This is a genomic window from Rhodococcus aetherivorans, assembly GCF_011058165.1.
In the GTDB taxonomy this organism is placed as follows: Bacteria; Actinomycetota; Actinomycetes; order Mycobacteriales; family Mycobacteriaceae; genus Rhodococcus; species Rhodococcus aetherivorans.
Map to the genome: position 1 here is coordinate 45,338 of NZ_JAALEG010000027.1, position 15,032 is coordinate 60,369.

The window sequence follows — 15,032 nt, forward strand, 5'->3', positions numbered from 1 at the left end:
AATCCGAATCGCGCCGTCCGACGGATGTGCCGGGGCGGGTCAGCCGCCGGTGGGTTCGATCGAGACGGTGGAGGCCCGCAGCCGCTCCCTGCAGTGACTGCACGTCAGTGCGGGTGCGAAGGTGTGGCCGCAGAGGCGGTGACGCAGGACGATCGCCGGTCCCTCCGGTGCGCGGAACCAGCGCAGCCCCCAGTCGATCATGCAGGCGACGACGGGGAAGAACGCCCGCCCCTTGTCGGTGAGGTGGTAGGTCACCCACGCCGGGCGGTCGGGATTGGGCAATTCCTGCAGGACGCCCAGCTCGGTGAAGCGCCGGAGCCGGTCGGCCACCACCGTCGGAGGTGCCCCCATGCGCTCGGCGAACTGCCCGTAGCGGGTGGCGCCGAGGAACGCCGCCCCGAGCAGCGCCGCCGACCACCGGTCGCCGAGCAGTTCCATCGTGTGCGGCAGGATCTCCGGCGCGCGAGCACGGCCGGACCGTCGGCGACCGGTCGCGGCCGGCACGCTGCGCGGCCACTGTCCGCTGGGGCCGAGCTGCGCGTCCACGTCGGGTGCGCCGGCGGGCCGGTCGCAGTGGCCGCAGACGAGCACCGGTGTGAACCGGGCGCCGCAGACCGCGTGCCGCCTGGCCGGGAGCTGTCCCCGGTGATCGGGCGCCCACTGCTGCTCCCACGCCCACATGGTGAGCAGAACCGGCCACACGCCGTGGCCGCGGGCCGTCAACCGGTACTCGTGTCGAGCCGGCCGCTCCTGGTACTGCACCCGCTCGAGGAGTTCCGCGTCGGTGAGGCGGGCCAGGCGCGCGGTCAGCACCGCGTTGGAGATCTCCCCCCGCTCGATCCAGTCCCGGTAGCGGCGGTCGCCCTGCAACGCATACCGCAGAATCCACAGGTTCCACTCGTCGCCGAGGATGCCGAGGGTGACCGCGATCGCGTTGTCACCGCCCGGCTCGAGTTCGGTGACCGTGCCGGAACCTGCCATCGACAGCTGATCATAGGTTCAGGACGTCGCCTGCCCGGTCCGCGTCCCGCCACCCCGGGAGGTCCGAACCCGCCGCCCAGGTCGAGTGGGTGCCGCTCGAGACCCGTTCGGGGAGTCCGATCCGCGCGAGCGGTCCGTCCCCCGGTTGCCGCGCGTCGAAGACCAGGCATTCGGACCGGTCCCGGTTCATGTCGGTGGTGATCGTGATCAGGTAGCCGTCGTCCTCGGCGGCCGACCCGGTGCGGGGCGCCATCACGGTCTCGCTGCCGAAGACGCCCTCGCCGAACGAGTAGTGCTCCTCCGCCCCCGTCTGCACGTCGTGTTTGACGAGGCCGTCGAAGAGGAACCAGCCCGGCACCCCCGTCGCGGCGTAGGTGTAGCGGTGGCGGACGCCGCCGTGATGCGGATTGATCATCCCGAATTCGGTGACGGACTCGGACAGCCGTTCCTCGGTGAGCGAGCCGGTGCGCAGGTTCAGCCGCCAGCGGTGCAGGTGGGTGCCCATGCGGTCGAGCGCCAGCGAACGGAACAGCCGCCGGTAGATCGGTCCGGTGCCGTCGTCCGGCGGTTCCGGTGTCTCCTGATGGAATCCCTCGAGCACGATCTCGTCGCCGTCTTCGTAGGCGTTGGTCCAGTGCAGCACGTAGGTCGGGTCGGCGTCGAACCAGGTGATCTGGTCGGGACGGCCGCGCCGGGGAATCACGCCGAGCCGCATCGGCAGGTCGGGGTGGTAGCGCGGCACGTACCTGCCGCGCGCGAGGGCCTCCGGGATCCAGAACAGGGGGCAGTCGTTGAGAATCGCGTAGTTCTCGGTGAACGCCATGTCGTGGGGCAGGCGGGGGCCGGGCAGGGGGATGTCGACGTAGTGCACCAGCCGATCGTCGGCGTCGACCACGCCGTAGTGCAGGTACGGGGCGTCGGTGCCGTAGTTGAAGAACAGCAGTTCGCCGGTGCGGACGTCGACCTTGGGATGCGCGGAAACGCCCCAGTCGGAGGGGAATCGGCCGTCCCACGTCGCCTTGCCGAGGGTCTCGAGCGTGGTCGGGTCGAGGCGGTAGAGGTCCCCGCACTGCCAGAAGCTGGTCAGGGCGACGCCGCGATGCACGGTGACGTCCGTACTGGAGGCATCCTTCATGCGGCCGCGGGCGCCCCAGCCGTCCTGGCGGATCGAGTTCTGCGGCCGTTCGGCGATGCCCGCCCACAACGGGCCACCGGCCTCCTGCTCGGCCAGGAAGCCGTCGGTCTTCACGAATCTGTTACGGTAGAAGGCTTTTCCGTCGCGAAATCCGACGACGTGAATCATGCCGTCACCGTCGAAGGGATGATAGAGACCTTCGAGTGCCGGGTGCGCCGGGTTCTCGGTGTTGCGCAGGTACACGCCGTCGAGGTCGGCCGGCAGGTCGCCGATCACCTCGAGGTCGTCGGCACGCCGCTCCGTGTGCTGCGGGCGCCACGGACCGGTGCGGTACGGGTGGTCGTCGTCCGCGGGCAGGGTGGACAGTGCCCGTCCCAGAATCTCGAGTTCCATGGATGTCCTTTCAGCCGACGACGAAACTGACCGTGGTGGTCGTACTTCCGCCGATGTTCAGGGTCGCGGCTCGCGTGGCGCCGGGGACCTGGTAGTCGCCGGCGCGGCCGGTGATCTGGCGGTGGCAGTCCAGCAGCATCCGGACTCCGGTGGCGCCGACCGGATGCCCGCCGCCGAGAAGGCCCCCGCTGGGGTTCATGGGGATGCGGCCGCCGATCTCGAGGTCGCCGTTCTCGATCGCCTGCCAGCTCCGGCCGGGGGCGGTGATCCCGAAGTGGTCGACGGCCAGGTATTCGCTGACGGTGAAGCAGTCGTGTGTTTCGATCAGGTCGAGGTCCCGGACGCCGCCGATGCCGCTCCGCTCGAACGCGTCGACGATCGTGGCGCGCACGTGCGGCATGACGAGGGGATCGTCGCCGTCGCGGGCGAGCTTGCCGGACAAGGACAGTCCGACCGTGCGGTGGCCCCAGCCGAGGATGCGGGACATGTCGTCGACGGTGCGTGGGTGCCGGCTCAGGTAGCGGTTGCTCAGCAGCACCACGCCCGCGGCGCCGTCCGTCAGCGGACTGCAGTCGGTCCTGCGGAGGCGTCCCTCGACCACCGGATTGGCGGCCTCGTCCGGGCCGAAACTGCCGGGTCCGTAGGTCCGGTTGCGGGTCTGCGCATTCGGATTGGCGCGGGCGTTGCGGATGTTCAGTTCCGCGATCGCCCTCAGGTGCTCGTCGTCGAGGCCGTAGCGGCGGTCGTACTCGTCGGCGATCTTGTCGAACATGTACGGCCACATGTACTTCGCGTCGGCGCCTTCCTGTCCCACCCAGGCCGCGGCGTTCATGACCCGGGTGCCGGCGTCGCCGGGGACGCACCGTTCGAGTTCGACGCCGAGCACGAGGGCGCAGTCGTAGCGCCCGGCCTCGAGATCGGCCATCGCGGCGAGCACGGCAAGGGAGCCGGACGCGCAGGCCCCCTCGTGCCGGGTGGCCGGGATCCCCCACAGCTCGGGCAGCACGGAGGCCGGCATGCCGCCGAGGTGTCCCTGGCCGGTGTAGAGCTGTCCGAAGGCATTGCCGACGTGGATCACCCCGACGTCGGCGACGTCGATGCGGGCGTCGCGCAGCGTTTCCGTCACCGTCTCCGCGACGAGGTCCGCGATGTTCCGGTCCTCCCGGGTCAGGTTCCGCGCGAAGTCGGACTGGTATCCACCGGCGATCCACACGCCTTCGGGGTTCACGCCGCTCACCGCCTTCCGCGGGGGTCGACCATACTGGGCTTCAACTACAGTAAACAGAGTGACCAGGCGAACGCAACGACGATGTGCGCGCGGGCAGCCGAGAACCGGACCCCGGTTGCCGCGTCCCGGCCCTGGGGTGGCCCGGTCAGGCCAGCCCGGACAGCGGCGGTGCGGAGTTCTCGTCCCGCCACCCGATCGCCTCGCGGAGGCCGCTCAGGTCGTAGTCGGGACCGCCGACACCGACGGTGAACAGGGTGACGCCCGCGTCGACGAAGGCGGCCGCGTGCGCGGTTCCGGGCCACGGCACGGACCGCTCGACCTCGTTCGGCGAGCGGCCGGCGTCGGCGCAGCGCGCCGCGAGGATCTCCGCCTTCTCCTGGTGGGTGTCGAGGTCCCCGAAGCTGTGCCAGATGTCGGCGTACTGCGCCACCAGCGGGATGGTCTTGCGGGGTCCGCCGCCGCCGATGAGCAGCGGGATGTGCCGGGTCGGCTGGGGGTTGAGCTTCGCGAGCCGCGCGGTGATCCGGGGCAGGTATTCGCCGAGCAGTTTCAGCCGGGAACCCTTGGTGCCGAAGTCGTAGCCGTACTCGACGTAGTCCTTCTCGAACCAGCCCGCGCCGATGCCGAGGATGAGCCGGCCGCCGCTGATGTGGTCGACGGTGCGGGCCATGTCGGCGAGCAGATCGGGATTGCGGTAGCCGCCGCCGGTGACGAGCGCTCCGATCTCGACGCGCTCGGTCTGTTCCGCCCACGCGCCGAGCATCGTCCAGCATTCGAAGTGGGCGCCGTCCGGGTCCCCGGAGAGGGGATAGAAGTGGTCCCAGTTGAAGACGATGTCGGCGCCGGCGTCCTCGGCGCGGAGCACGGTGTCGCGGATCTTCCCGTAGTCGGGCTGATGCTGGGGCTGGAGTTGAAGACCGATGCGAATGGGACGGTGCATGAGTCAACGGTAGGGCCCTCACGCCGGTCCCGCAGCCGATCCGTGTGGGCGTCCCGGTGGTGCAGCGGACGGATCGGGCGCACAGTGAAGGAATGCGCATCACCGAGCCTGCCGCACCACCGACCGGACTGCGCCGCCGATTCCTGCGCGCTCCGATCCACCTCTACCGGATCGGGCTGGGGCGGGTGCTGGGCCGCCGGTTCCTGCTGCTGCACCACGTCGGCCGGCGCAGCGGACTGCCGCGGCAGACGGTGCTCGAGGTGGTGAACCACGAGGACACGTCCGGCGGATTCGTCGTGGCCGTCGGCTTCGGGAAGCAGACCGACTGGTACCGCAACCTGCGGGCGCATCCCGCGGCGCGGATCGAGTCGGGCCGCGAACGGGTCGCGGTGGCCGCGGAGTTCCTCGATCCGGAGGAGGCGGCGGAGTTCATGGCGCGGTACGGGCGCCGGCACCCGAAGGTCGCGCCGCGGTTGTGCGCGGCCATGGGCTTCGACGTCGACGGCAGCGAGGCCGACTACCGGGCGGCGGGCCGGCATCTGCGGTTCGTGCGGTTGCGCCGTACCTACAGACCGGTCAGCGGTCCGCGCCGGTGAGGCTCGCGAACCGCTGCGCCAGGCCCTGCAGGAACGACTCGAGCGCCAGCTCGAAGCCGTCGCGGTCGATCTCGTCCGCGTGCTCGCGCAGCCGGTGTGCCTGGGACAGATGGGGATAGCGCTCCCGGTAGATGGTGAGGTCGTCGAGGAAGCCGCCCGAGAACGAGGCGATGGCCGAGCCGACGACGATGTACTTGATCGACGCGCCGATCAGGGTCGCGGTCCGTGGCGGCCACCCGGCCCGGGTCAGGCCGCCGTGCACGGCGTTGGCCTGATCGAGCGCGACCTCGCGCCGGCCCGGGCTGCGCGCGAGGAACGGTACGAGGTTCGGGTGCTCGGCGAGAGCGGCGCGGTAGGACCTCGCCCAGACGCGCAGCGCCTCCTGCCAGTCGTCGGTGTCGAATCCGCTGATGTCGACGGACTCGCCGACCTGGTCGGCGATGTCGTCGAGCAGCTCGTCCTTGTTCGAGTAGTGGCTGTACAGCGACGGCGCGCTGACATGGAGCTCGGCGGCGATCTTGCGCATGGACAGTTCGTCGAGTCCGTGCGCGTCGACGAGGCGCAGGGCGGTCTCGCGGATGAGCGGGCGGCTGAGCAGCGGGGTACGGGGTCGTGCCATCGGCGCTCCTTCCTCGGCGTCGGTCCGGGGGTCGGTCCCGGGGTCGGCCTGGACAACCTAACAGTGTCAAGTTACAGTACGGGTGTACGCAGCACCAGGGCGAACGAGCCCCCATCCCTCCGCGAATCATGCAGCGTGAAAACGGGATCGGGCCGTGGTCCCATGCTGCGCTCGCACAGGCACAACCGTGACGGAAGGCCCCCATGAACCTGAAGCTCACCGACGAAGAGCTCGCGTTCCGCGACGAACTGCGCACGTTCTTCACCACCGAGTTCCCCGCCGAGATCCGAGAGAAAGTGGCTGCCGGCCGGCACCTGGACCGCGACGAGGTCGTCCGGAGCCAGCAGATCCTCAACGCCAAGGGTCTGGCGGTGCCGAACTGGCCCGTCGAGTGGGGCGGCAAGGACTGGACCCCCGTGCAGCGAAACATCTGGCTCAACGAGATGCAGCTCGCCTCGGTGCCCGATCCGCTGCCGTTCAACGCATCCATGATCGGTCCCGTGATCGCGCAGTTCGGCTCGCAGGAGATGAAGGAGCGCTTCCTGCCCGCCACCGCGAACCTCGACATCTGGTGGTGCCAGGGATTCTCGGAGCCCGAGGCCGGCTCCGACCTGGCCTCACTCAAGACCCGCGCGGTGCGCGACGGCGACGACTACATCGTCAACGGCCAGAAGACGTGGACCACCCTCGCCCAGCACGCCGACTGGATCTTCTGCCTGGTGCGCACCGACCCGGATGCGCCGAAGAAGCAGGCCGGCATCTCGATGCTGCTCATCGACATGACCACGCCCGGCGTGACCGTCCGCCCGATCAAGCTCGTCGACGGCAGCTACGAGGTCAACGAGGTCTTCTTCGAGAACGTGCGGGTCCCCGCCGAGAACCTGGTCGGCGAGGAGAACGCGGGCTGGAGCTACGCGAAGTTCCTGCTCGGCAACGAACGCACCGGCATCGCCCGCGTCGGCGCCACCAAGGTACGGCTCGCCCGCGCCAAGCAGCTCGCCGCGCAGACCCGGACCGGATCCGGCACCCTGATCGACGACCCGCTGTTCGCCGCGCGCCTCGCCGAGCTCGAGAACGAACTGCTCACGCTCGAGCTCACGCAGCTGCGGGTGGTCGCCGGGTCCGCCGACGGCAAGCCCAATCCGGCGTCGTCGCTGCTGAAGCTGCGCGGCTCGGAGCTGCAGCAGGCGGTCACCGAACTGCTCACCGACATCGCCGGACCCGACTCGCTGCCCGTCGGCGCCGCGGGCATCGACTCGCCGGAGTGGGCGCAGCACACCGCCCCGACCTACCTGAACTACCGCAAGGTGTCCATCTACGGCGGGTCGAGCGAGGTGCAGCGCTCGATCATTGCCTCCTCCATCCTCGGATTGTGAGCCACTGTCATGAACTTCGAACTCGATACCGAACAGGACCTGCTCCGCAAGACCGTCCGCGACGTGCTCTCGGGCACCTACGACACCGAGACCCGTAACAAGGTCGCCGACACCGACCGCGGCTGGAGCGACGACGTGTGGCGCCAGCTCGCCGAACTCGGCGTGCTCGGCCTGCCGTTCGCCGAGGAGCACGGCGGAATGGGCGCCGGACCGGTGGAGATCATGGCCGTCATGGGCGAGATCGGCCGAGCCCTGGCCCCCGAACCGCTGCTGAATGCGGTGTTCCTGCCGGGCGGCCTCGTCGCCGAGGTCGGCACCGACGAGCAGCGCGCGGACCTCCTGCCGCGGCTGTCCGAGGGCGCGCTGCTGCTCGCGTTCGCCCACGACGAGCCCGGCAGCCGGTGGCCCGCCACCGAGGTCGCCACGACCGCCGCCCGCACCGGCGACACCTGGGCCCTCACCGGCCGCAAGAATCCTGTGCTGCACGGGGATTGCGCCGAGACGTTCGTCGTGTCCGCCCGTCTTCCCGAGGGCGGTGTCGGGCTGTTCCTCGTCGACGCCGACGCGGCCGGCGTCACCCGCACCGCGTACCGCACCCACGACGAGCGCCGCGCCGCGCAACTCGTCCTCGACTCGGCCGTCGCCGTGCCGCTCGGTGCGGCCGTGGACGCGACGGCGGCGATCACCGCCGCCCAGGTACGGGCCCAGGCCGCCCTGTGCGCGGAGGCGGTCGGTGCGCTGGCCGAGACGCTGCGCCTGACGACCGATTACCTCAAGCAGCGCAAGCAGTTCGGCGCTCCCCTCGCCCGCTTCCAGGCCCTGACCCACCGCGCGGCCGACATGTACGTGCTGCTCGAGCTGGCGTCGAGCATGAGCCTGTACGCCACCATGGCCCTCGCCGACGGCATCGTCGACCCGACCATCGCGTCGCGGGCCAAGCTGCAGGTGGGCCGGTCGGCACGGAAGGTCGGGCAGGAGGCGATCCAGATGCACGGCGGTATCGGCATCACCGCCGAATACCCGGTCGGCCACTACGTGAGCCGGCTGACCGCGATCGAGCACACGCTCGGCACCGTGGAGGATCACGTGCGGATCCTCGCCGGGGCCGTCGCGGACCACGACCGCATCGAGGTCGCCGGCATGTGAGCGGCGCGGGCTCACTCCCGGGGCAGCAGCGTCCCCAGCGGTCCGAGGTCGATGTTGAGATCCTCGGGGGTGAGCCCGAAGTGGTCACGCAACTCCCCCATGCGTTCCTCGAGCAGCATGAGGGTGGTGCCGATGCGCTCGATCTGCTCGTCGCTCAGGTTCCCCTCGTCCACGCGCCGCAGCGCCTGCCGCTCCATCAGCTGCCGCAGCAGCTCCACGAGGGTGAGGACGAGCGTGACCAGCCCACGCTCGACCGACTCGGGATCCGAGTCGATACGCGGTGAAATGCCGTCGAATTCACTCATCCGGCGCCTCCAGGGCGTCGCGAGGGACGGGCGGTTCGATCCCGGTTGCCGACAGCGTGCTGATGGACGAGATCAGGGCACGCAGCGAGATCTGCACCATGTCGACGTCCGCGATGGAGAGCTTGATGTCGCCGGTGATGACGACCCCGCCGGCGAGCACCCGGTCCAGCAGGTCGATGAGGGCGATGCGGCGCTCGCCGTCGGCGCTCTCGCTGACGTGATTCATGGGGATGTCCGCTCCACACCGGCGAACGAATACGGCGGCCACGGCCCGGTCAGCTCGAGCCGGATCCCGGGAAACTCCTTGCCGAGTTCCTCGACCGTCGCCGCGAACTCGTTCGCGCGGTCGTCGTCCACCAGATAGGTTCCGTTGAGCACCATCCAGTCCCGCCGGCCGCTCAGCGCCGGATCCGTCGCGGCCTGACGCCGGCCCGCGGCGGCCTGCCGCACCAACCGGGAGTGGATCTCGTCGGCGCGGGCCGCGGCGTCGCGCTCGACGGACTCCTGCGCCGACAGCTGGGCGCGGCGGCGGAGAAGGTAGGCGGTGCCGGCGCCCTTGGCGCTGCCCGCGATCTGCGCCTCCGCCACCGCGTCGGCGAGGACCCGCCGGTCGCCGTACGCCTTGACCCCCCACTCCGTGCGGCCGCTCACCAGGGCCAGCGCCGACTCGAAGTCCGCACGCCGCTCGTCCAGCAGATCGCGCACGCGGGCGTCGTCGAGATAGACGGTGGCCAGGCGCAGCGGGATCACCGCACCCCGCCGCACGAGGGCGGACACCACGGCGTCGTGCGCCCGGGCCGTCGCCTCGAGCCACTGCAGGTCCTCGAGGTTGCGCCGCAACGGCTCCTCCCCGAACACCTCGAGCGGCACCGAACCCACGACGGCGGCGTGGCCCCCGGCGGTCACGGCGCGCACCGCCTCTCCCGCGACGCCGGTGAGCCCGCCGAGGTCCTCCTCGGCGAGCCCGTCGTCCGTCACGGCGTACACCCACACTCCGGTTCCGTCAGTCACGATCCTCCTCTTCCACCCGGGCGCTCTCGACGGCCTCGCGGCGGCCGTGCCCGGACTCGAGTTCGGCGATCCGCTCGCGCAGCCGCCGGTTCTCGAGTTCGAGCTTGTCGTCCTCCCGATCGATCTCGCGGTTGCGGGCCTTGCTGCTGAGCCACGGATCCGACTCCCACCAGTCGATGCCCACGGCCTTCGCCGTCTCGAGGGAGGCGATCACCAACCGCAGTTTGATGGTGAGCAACTCGATGTCGAGCAGATTGACCTGGATGTCGCCGGCGATCACCAGGCCCTTGTCGAGGACCCGCTCGAGGATGTCGCCGAGGTTCGTCGACTGGTGACCGCCCCCGGACGGCTGCGGCGACGAGCTGCCCCCCATCACGGTCATCGCCGGGCCCTTTCGCCGATGTCGCTGCTGCCGCGGCCGTAGCGCTTGGTTCGGCGGTATGCCAGCAGGTTTCCGTCCAGGTCGATCTCCACCTCGTAGAGGGCCAGCATGTCCGCCGACGACGGGATGCGCCGATCCTCGAGCACCTCGATCTCCACGGTCCAGCCGTGATCGGCCGGCTCCACCGAGGTGGCCCCCTGGGGCTCCTTCGAGGTCAGCTCCACGAGGTGCTCGAGGGCGGCCGCGGCGGCCTCCCCTGCCGTCAGGGGCGGCGGCTGCTCGTCGTCGTCGTAGACGTCGTCGGAATCCTCGGGCGTCGCCCTGCCGCTCACAGGTTCTCACTCCCCCCGGCGGGTGTCGTACCGCCGCCAGGCCGGATCATGCGGTCGAGGACCGCCTGCTGTGCCTTCTCCTTCTCGTCCTCCGACAGTCGACCGGCCGCCGCCGCCTCGTCGATCTCCTCGAGTTCCCTCCGAATGGTCGCCGGGTCGTGGAGTGTCTGCTCGACCTGGTCCTGGATGACTTCGCCGAGCCAGAGCACGCCTTTGACCGGGGCGAGCGGCAACAAGAGGATGGACGAGATCAGTCCCATGTGTCAGCCCTCCGGTTCCCGCTTCATCACGAAGTCGTACGCCGCCATCGGGCCCAGCAGTGTCATCTCGACCCGGCCGTCCCACTCGTGCGCGAGCGAACCCACCGCCTCCTCGAGCTCGCCCTGACGGTCGAGTTCGACGAGGACGGCGACGTGGGCCGCGTCCTCCTCGTGGGTGGGCTGCCGCTCGTTGACCATCGGTTCGAGGGCCTCGAGGGCGTCGATCACCCGGCGGGTGTCCTCGGCGCGTTTGGTCTCGATCGCCTGGCTGATGATCTCCCCGAGAGCCATGCGGGCGTCGCGGGTGGCGTCCTCCGACTTGTCGCGGATCTCGTCGCGCAGCCGGGCGGCCTCGGAGTTCTCGTCGAGCACCTCGCGCAGGACCGCGTTCTCGACGTAGCGGCCCTTGATCACGAACTGCGCACGCCCCTCGAGCTCGTCCAGTGCTGCCTTCAGCTCGTCGTGGTTCTCCTCGAGCAGCTCCCTCTCCACCGCCTCCGCATCCGTCATCACCGCCCCGAACCGCAGCGGCAGCACGGGTGCGACGGCCGCGGAACCGTCCAGCAGTTCCGCGTGCGCCTTCAGATCGTCGGGCGTGCCGAGCGGCCGGTCGACCGAGATCTCGCTGACCAGTGCGGCGATGTCGCCGTGGCGCACCACCGCAACGTCGCTCTGGGGCTTCCCCACGCCCTTCGCGTGCTCCTCGGGCTCCACGTCGGCCGGCACGATGCCGTAGACGTACATCGCGGTGCTCTGCCCGCCCTCGCTCTCGGGTGCCTCTGCGGCCTGATCGGTGGACATCAATCCCCCCTTCTCTTCGGTCGGCTGGCCGTCTGCCGTTTGTCTTCCACGTCGCCGAGGAAGTCCATGACCTTCTCGCCCGCGGCCTCGAGCGCGCCCTTGGTCTTGTGCTTCGCCCCGCCCTGGGTGATGTCACCGACGAGGTCGGGCAGGCCCTTCGGTTCGTTCTGCGAGATCTCGAGCCGGTTCACCGCCTCGGCGAACCGCAGATAGGTATCGACACTGGCCACCACGATGCGTGCGTCGATGGTCAGCAGTTCGATGCCCACCAGCGACACCCGCACGAACGCGTCGATGACGAGTCCCTTGTCCAGGATGGTGTCGATGACGTCGGCCAGACCGGAGGAGTTGGGGCGGGCCATCGTGCCGCCGCCACCTCCGCCACCTCCGCCGCCGGCGGGTTGGATCGTCATGTGCGTGCTCCTTGCCTGCCGCCCTTACGGGTGGCCGCGCGCCGTCGCCGTGAGGGTGCCGGTTCCTCCTCCGGCTCCTCGTCGGCTTCGTCCTGCAGGCCCTCGTCTTCCTCGTCCTGATCCTCGGGGAGCTCGTCCTCCGCCTCGTCCTCGGAGAGCTCGTCCTCGGCCTCGTCCTCGGGGAGTTCCTCCTCGTCCTCGGTTTCGTCCTCGGGGAGTTCGTCCTCGGCCTCGTCCTCCGCGCCTTCGTCCCCGACGTCCTGCTCCTGGTCCTCCTGCTCCTGTTCTTCCTCTTCGCGCCGGGCGGTCTCGTCGTCCTTGACGACCTCGCTGTCGCGGATCTCGCCGTGCCAGCCCTGGATGTCCTCGGCGTGCAGGACGGCCTCGGTCATCACATGGCGTTCGAAGTGCTTGAGCTCCAGTCGTGCTCGTCGTCCCACGGCTCGCCACAGGTTGGCCGTCTTCTCGAACAGCCCCTTGGGGTGGTACTCGAGCACCATGATGATGCGGGTCAGGTTGTCGGTGATCTCGTGGAAGGTCACCGCCCCGTCGATGTAGCCCTTGGCGCCCTTCGAGCGCCACACGATCCGATCGAACGGAACCTGTTCGAGGATCGTCGACTCCCAGTTGCGCCGGGACCAGAACACCTTGCCGGTCCACTGCAGCTTCTCGTCCGAGGCCTGCTCGACCTGCTCGACCTTCTTCATGAACTTCGGCCAGTCCGCGAACAGGGTCCACTGGTCGTAGGCGAGCCGGATCGGAACGCCGACGTCGACCTGTTCGACGATATTGGTGAGCTTGATCTTCTTGCCGCCGCCGCCCTTACCCTTGCCGCCTCCGCCGAGGGATTCCTTCACGTCCTCGAACTTGTCCTTGGCGGTCTGCTTGATGTTCTCCATGGCTCCGCTGAACCGCGACTCGCCCTCGCCGGACTTCTGCACACCGGTCACCGCTCCGAGCAGGTTCCCGCCCCCGCCCTCGGCATAGTCGTTGAGGCGCCCGGCAGTCCCGGTCACCTTGTCGGAGACCGCCGACAGGGCACGCTCGGCAAACGTTCCGGCCAGACCCTGCAGTGATTTCTGCAGGTGCTTGGTGGGTGAGAGGTCCTGCACCGCCTTGCCGGCGCTTCCGGCCGCCCCGGTGGCCGTCTTACCGGCCTGTCCCGCGGTGCCGGCGGCGGTCTTGCCGGCCTTGCCCACGGTCTCCGTGGCGGTCTTGCCCAGCCGGCGGGTGGCCTCTCCGAGTGTTCGCGTCATCGGACTCACTTCCTCGTCCGCCGGACCGGAGCGCGTCCGGTGGCGGATGCCGCGGCGCGGGTGCTGCGCCGCCGGGGCTTCGACGGCTCCTCGTCCTCGTCGCCGGCCTCGTCCGGTTCCTGTGGCTTCGACTTGGCCCGGGATGCCTTGGGACGGCTCGCGGATTCCGCGGTACGCCGTCGGGCGGCGGGCCGCCGCCGCGCGGGCTTCGGGGCCTCCTCCTCGGCTTCTTCCTCCTCGTCGGCCTCTTCCTCTTCGGCTTCCTCTTCCGGGTACTCCTCCTCCTCGGCGGACTCCTCGCCCGGCTCCTCCTCGTATTCGCCTTCGGCGTACTCGTCTTCGGGTCCCTCGTCGGCGTACTCCTCTTCCTCCGGCTCCTCCTCGGCAGCCTTGGAACGTCCGGCGGCGCGCTGCTGGAGCCGATCGTTGAGCGAATCGATCCGGTTGCTCGCGGCGGTGACCGCGGCCGCGCGGGCGGCGCTCATCAGTTCGCCACGAACCGAATCGGTGATCTTGACGAGTTCCGGTGAGGACCCGACCATCGAGGCCCCACGCTTGAGGATGTCCTGCGGGTTGCTGGGCAGGCGTCCCGTCAGGCCTGCCCCCGCGAGCATCAACGCCAGCCGCATCTTGTGCGTGCGACCGAGGAAGTACCCGATACTCACCCCGGCGGCAACTCGTGCCCCACCTTTCATGACCATTCTCCTTCGCCTGCAAGTGGCCGCGATGCGGGCAGGTTCTCGGCTGCGCACGATGTCTGGTCCGGTGCGTCGGGCCCGCGGTGCGGTTCGAATGTGGTGTAGCCCACACTACGCATTTCAAACATCGGTTCGCTGACGATCAACAGGAAAGCGCGTGCGGCACCATCAGGGTGTGATAAAGGACTGATCGGTATGTCCCGGAGGTGTTTCCCGGCGGCACCCCGAGGGTATGACCACCCTCGACGGGGCGCGGCTCCGTCCCCGCAGAAATGCTAAGGAGGGCACCATGGCTCACCTCGCCAACAAGGTGATGCACAAGGCCGAGGAAGTGGTCGGCAAGACCCGGTACAACCTGGGCAAGCGGACCGGAAACAAGAACCTGCAGAGCGTGGGCAGGCGCGGCCAGGTCTCCGGGCGCGTCAAGCAGTTCGGCGACCACCTCACCCACGCGGTAAGGAATGCCCAAGGGCGATTCAAGAACAGGTCACATCGTTCCGATCTCCGCTGAGCCTCCCGGCGCGCCGCCGGCGGGTGTCATTCGCAGGCGGCGAAGCCGCAGGCGCGCAGGGCGAACGCCGCCTCGGGCCCGATGATCTCGCCGACCAAGGTCAGGAACCGGTCGACGAACGCGGGTCCGTGCGGCGGCTCCGCCGGATCGTCCGGATCGGACGCATCCAGATGGTGCGCCAGCTCGTGCAGCACCACCAGCTCGCGGAACGCCCACGCGGTGTTCGCGCGGTGCTCCGGGAGCGCGATTGTGGCGCAATCGCTTTCGTAGTGAGCGGCGGCATGGCCGGCGCGTGCCCGGACGCGCACCCGCACCGACGCCCGCGACCAGCGCGCCCGCACCCAGTTCAGTGCCAGCACCGAGTCCACGTACGCCTGGACGGAATCGATGGAGGCGAAGCGCCGCTCCACCGGCAGGGTCACCTGCGACCCGGCCAGCTCCACCACCCGGAGTCCGCGCTCGTCGGCGCGGTCGAACATCTTGCGTACCAAGGACTCCGCCTCGTAGACGGCGGTCCTCTGGGTGTCGCGCAGCCGGGTCACCGCGGCAACCGCCGGGCCGGAGTCGGCAGTTCCGGCGCCGTTCCCAGGCGCGCCTGCCGGCCCGCCCGGTCCCCCGCGCGACGGGCGTCGGACGAGTGCCCCACCCC

General features: G+C 69.9%; 20 protein-coding genes and 1 pseudogene. 4 read left to right on the forward strand and 17 right to left on the reverse strand.

Annotated features, from left to right (window positions below; translation table 11 throughout):
- Positions 1 to 39: 39 nt before the first annotated feature.
- The 4 genes from G6039_RS13195 to G6039_RS13210 form a co-directional block, all read right to left on the reverse strand.
- On the reverse strand, positions 40 to 981 hold the full coding sequence (locus tag G6039_RS13195) for a winged helix-turn-helix transcriptional regulator (RefSeq protein WP_029546731.1): 942 nt from the start codon (positions 979 to 981) through the stop codon (positions 40 to 42).
- A 10-nt stretch (positions 982 to 991) separates the two neighbouring features.
- Entirely contained in the window at positions 992 to 2,509 is a 1,518-nt protein-coding gene (locus G6039_RS13200) for a carotenoid oxygenase family protein (protein ID WP_029546730.1), read from the reverse strand.
- 10 nt (positions 2,510 to 2,519) lie between these two features.
- Positions 2,520 to 3,746, reverse strand: a complete 1,227-nt coding sequence (locus G6039_RS13205) for an acetyl-CoA acetyltransferase (protein WP_043800967.1) — start codon at positions 3,744 to 3,746, stop codon at positions 2,520 to 2,522.
- Positions 3,747 to 3,882: 136 nt separating this feature from the next.
- Entirely contained in the window at positions 3,883 to 4,677 is a 795-nt protein-coding gene (locus tag G6039_RS13210) for an LLM class F420-dependent oxidoreductase (protein ID WP_043800963.1), read from the reverse strand.
- Between the two features lie 92 nt (positions 4,678 to 4,769).
- Between G6039_RS13210 and G6039_RS13215 the strand changes: the two genes are divergently transcribed.
- Positions 4,770 to 5,273 carry a nitroreductase family deazaflavin-dependent oxidoreductase gene (locus tag G6039_RS13215; RefSeq protein ID WP_043800961.1) on the forward strand — a complete coding sequence of 168 codons (504 nt, stop codon included), beginning with the start codon at positions 4,770 to 4,772 and terminating at the stop codon, positions 5,271 to 5,273.
- On the opposite strand, the gene G6039_RS13220 is transcribed toward G6039_RS13215, so the two are convergent.
- Complete coding sequence (locus tag G6039_RS13220; protein ID WP_006932215.1) at positions 5,254 to 5,892, reverse strand: TetR/AcrR family transcriptional regulator; 639 nt, start codon at positions 5,890 to 5,892, stop codon at positions 5,254 to 5,256. The genes G6039_RS13215 and G6039_RS13220 overlap by 20 nt on opposite strands.
- Positions 5,893 to 6,095: 203 nt before the next feature.
- Between G6039_RS13220 and G6039_RS13225 the strand changes: the two genes are divergently transcribed.
- Positions 6,096 to 7,268: an acyl-CoA dehydrogenase family protein gene (locus G6039_RS13225; protein WP_029546726.1), complete on the forward strand. Its 1,173-nt coding sequence runs from the start codon at positions 6,096 to 6,098 to the stop codon at positions 7,266 to 7,268.
- A gap of 9 nt (positions 7,269 to 7,277) precedes the next feature.
- Positions 7,278 to 8,414, forward strand: coding sequence for an acyl-CoA dehydrogenase family protein (locus G6039_RS13230; protein ID WP_043800958.1), 1,137 nt, complete (start codon positions 7,278 to 7,280; stop codon positions 8,412 to 8,414).
- A gap of 11 nt (positions 8,415 to 8,425) precedes the next feature.
- On the opposite strand, the gene G6039_RS13235 is transcribed toward G6039_RS13230, so the two are convergent.
- From G6039_RS13235 to G6039_RS13280, 10 genes are read right to left on the reverse strand one after another with little or no spacing between them, the layout of a single operon-like run.
- Positions 8,426 to 8,719, reverse strand: coding sequence for a gas vesicle protein K (locus G6039_RS13235; RefSeq protein ID WP_043800954.1), 294 nt, complete (start codon positions 8,717 to 8,719; stop codon positions 8,426 to 8,428).
- On the reverse strand, positions 8,712 to 8,945 hold the full coding sequence (locus G6039_RS13240) for a gas vesicle protein (protein ID WP_043800949.1): 234 nt from the start codon (positions 8,943 to 8,945) through the stop codon (positions 8,712 to 8,714). Before G6039_RS13240 ends, G6039_RS13235 begins: the two co-directional genes overlap by 8 nt.
- Positions 8,942 to 9,730: a GvpL/GvpF family gas vesicle protein gene (locus tag G6039_RS13245; RefSeq protein WP_043800946.1), complete on the reverse strand. Its 789-nt coding sequence runs from the start codon at positions 9,728 to 9,730 to the stop codon at positions 8,942 to 8,944. Before G6039_RS13245 ends, G6039_RS13240 begins: the two co-directional genes overlap by 4 nt.
- Positions 9,723 to 10,112 (reverse strand): gas vesicle protein GvpJ, encoded by a 390-nt coding sequence (gvpJ, locus tag G6039_RS13250; RefSeq protein WP_043800943.1) that lies wholly within the window; start codon positions 10,110 to 10,112, stop codon positions 9,723 to 9,725. Before gvpJ (G6039_RS13250) ends, G6039_RS13245 begins: the two co-directional genes overlap by 8 nt.
- Positions 10,109 to 10,444, reverse strand: a complete 336-nt coding sequence (locus tag G6039_RS13255) for a gas vesicle protein GvpO (RefSeq protein ID WP_006932231.1) — start codon at positions 10,442 to 10,444, stop codon at positions 10,109 to 10,111. The genes gvpJ (G6039_RS13250) and G6039_RS13255 overlap by 4 nt, the downstream gene beginning before the upstream one ends.
- A complete protein-coding gene (locus G6039_RS13260; RefSeq protein ID WP_043800940.1) occupies positions 10,441 to 10,704 on the reverse strand; it encodes a gas vesicle protein GvpG in 264 nt (87 codons plus the stop codon). Before G6039_RS13260 ends, G6039_RS13255 begins: the two co-directional genes overlap by 4 nt.
- Before the next feature lie 3 nt (positions 10,705 to 10,707).
- Positions 10,708 to 11,505: a GvpL/GvpF family gas vesicle protein gene (locus G6039_RS13265; protein ID WP_043800938.1), complete on the reverse strand. Its 798-nt coding sequence runs from the start codon at positions 11,503 to 11,505 to the stop codon at positions 10,708 to 10,710.
- On the reverse strand, positions 11,505 to 11,918 hold the full coding sequence (gene gvpJ, locus G6039_RS13270) for a gas vesicle protein GvpJ (protein ID WP_051446121.1): 414 nt from the start codon (positions 11,916 to 11,918) through the stop codon (positions 11,505 to 11,507). Before gvpJ (G6039_RS13270) ends, G6039_RS13265 begins: the two co-directional genes overlap by 1 nt.
- Positions 11,915 to 13,174: an SRPBCC family protein gene (locus tag G6039_RS13275; protein WP_043800936.1), complete on the reverse strand. Its 1,260-nt coding sequence runs from the start codon at positions 13,172 to 13,174 to the stop codon at positions 11,915 to 11,917. The genes gvpJ (G6039_RS13270) and G6039_RS13275 overlap by 4 nt, the downstream gene beginning before the upstream one ends.
- Positions 13,175 to 13,179: 5 nt before the next feature.
- Entirely contained in the window at positions 13,180 to 13,869 is a 690-nt protein-coding gene (locus tag G6039_RS13280) for a hypothetical protein (protein ID WP_043800934.1), read from the reverse strand.
- A 292-nt stretch (positions 13,870 to 14,161) separates the two neighbouring features.
- On the opposite strand from G6039_RS13280, the gene G6039_RS13285 reads away from it, so the two are divergent.
- A complete protein-coding gene (locus tag G6039_RS13285) occupies positions 14,162 to 14,383 on the forward strand; it encodes a CsbD family protein (protein ID WP_006932247.1) in 222 nt (73 codons plus the stop codon).
- A 26-nt stretch (positions 14,384 to 14,409) separates the two neighbouring features.
- Here G6039_RS13285 and G6039_RS13290 read toward each other — a convergent pair whose 3' ends face one another.
- Together G6039_RS13290 and G6039_RS30590 are read right to left on the reverse strand one after the other, a co-directional pair.
- A complete protein-coding gene (locus tag G6039_RS13290; protein WP_006932256.1) occupies positions 14,410 to 14,925 on the reverse strand; it encodes a TIGR04338 family metallohydrolase in 516 nt (171 codons plus the stop codon).
- Positions 14,922 to 15,032, reverse strand: a pseudogene (locus tag G6039_RS30590) (DUF2786 domain-containing protein); the annotation flags it as partial. The gene G6039_RS13290 and the pseudogene G6039_RS30590, both read right to left, overlap by 4 nt.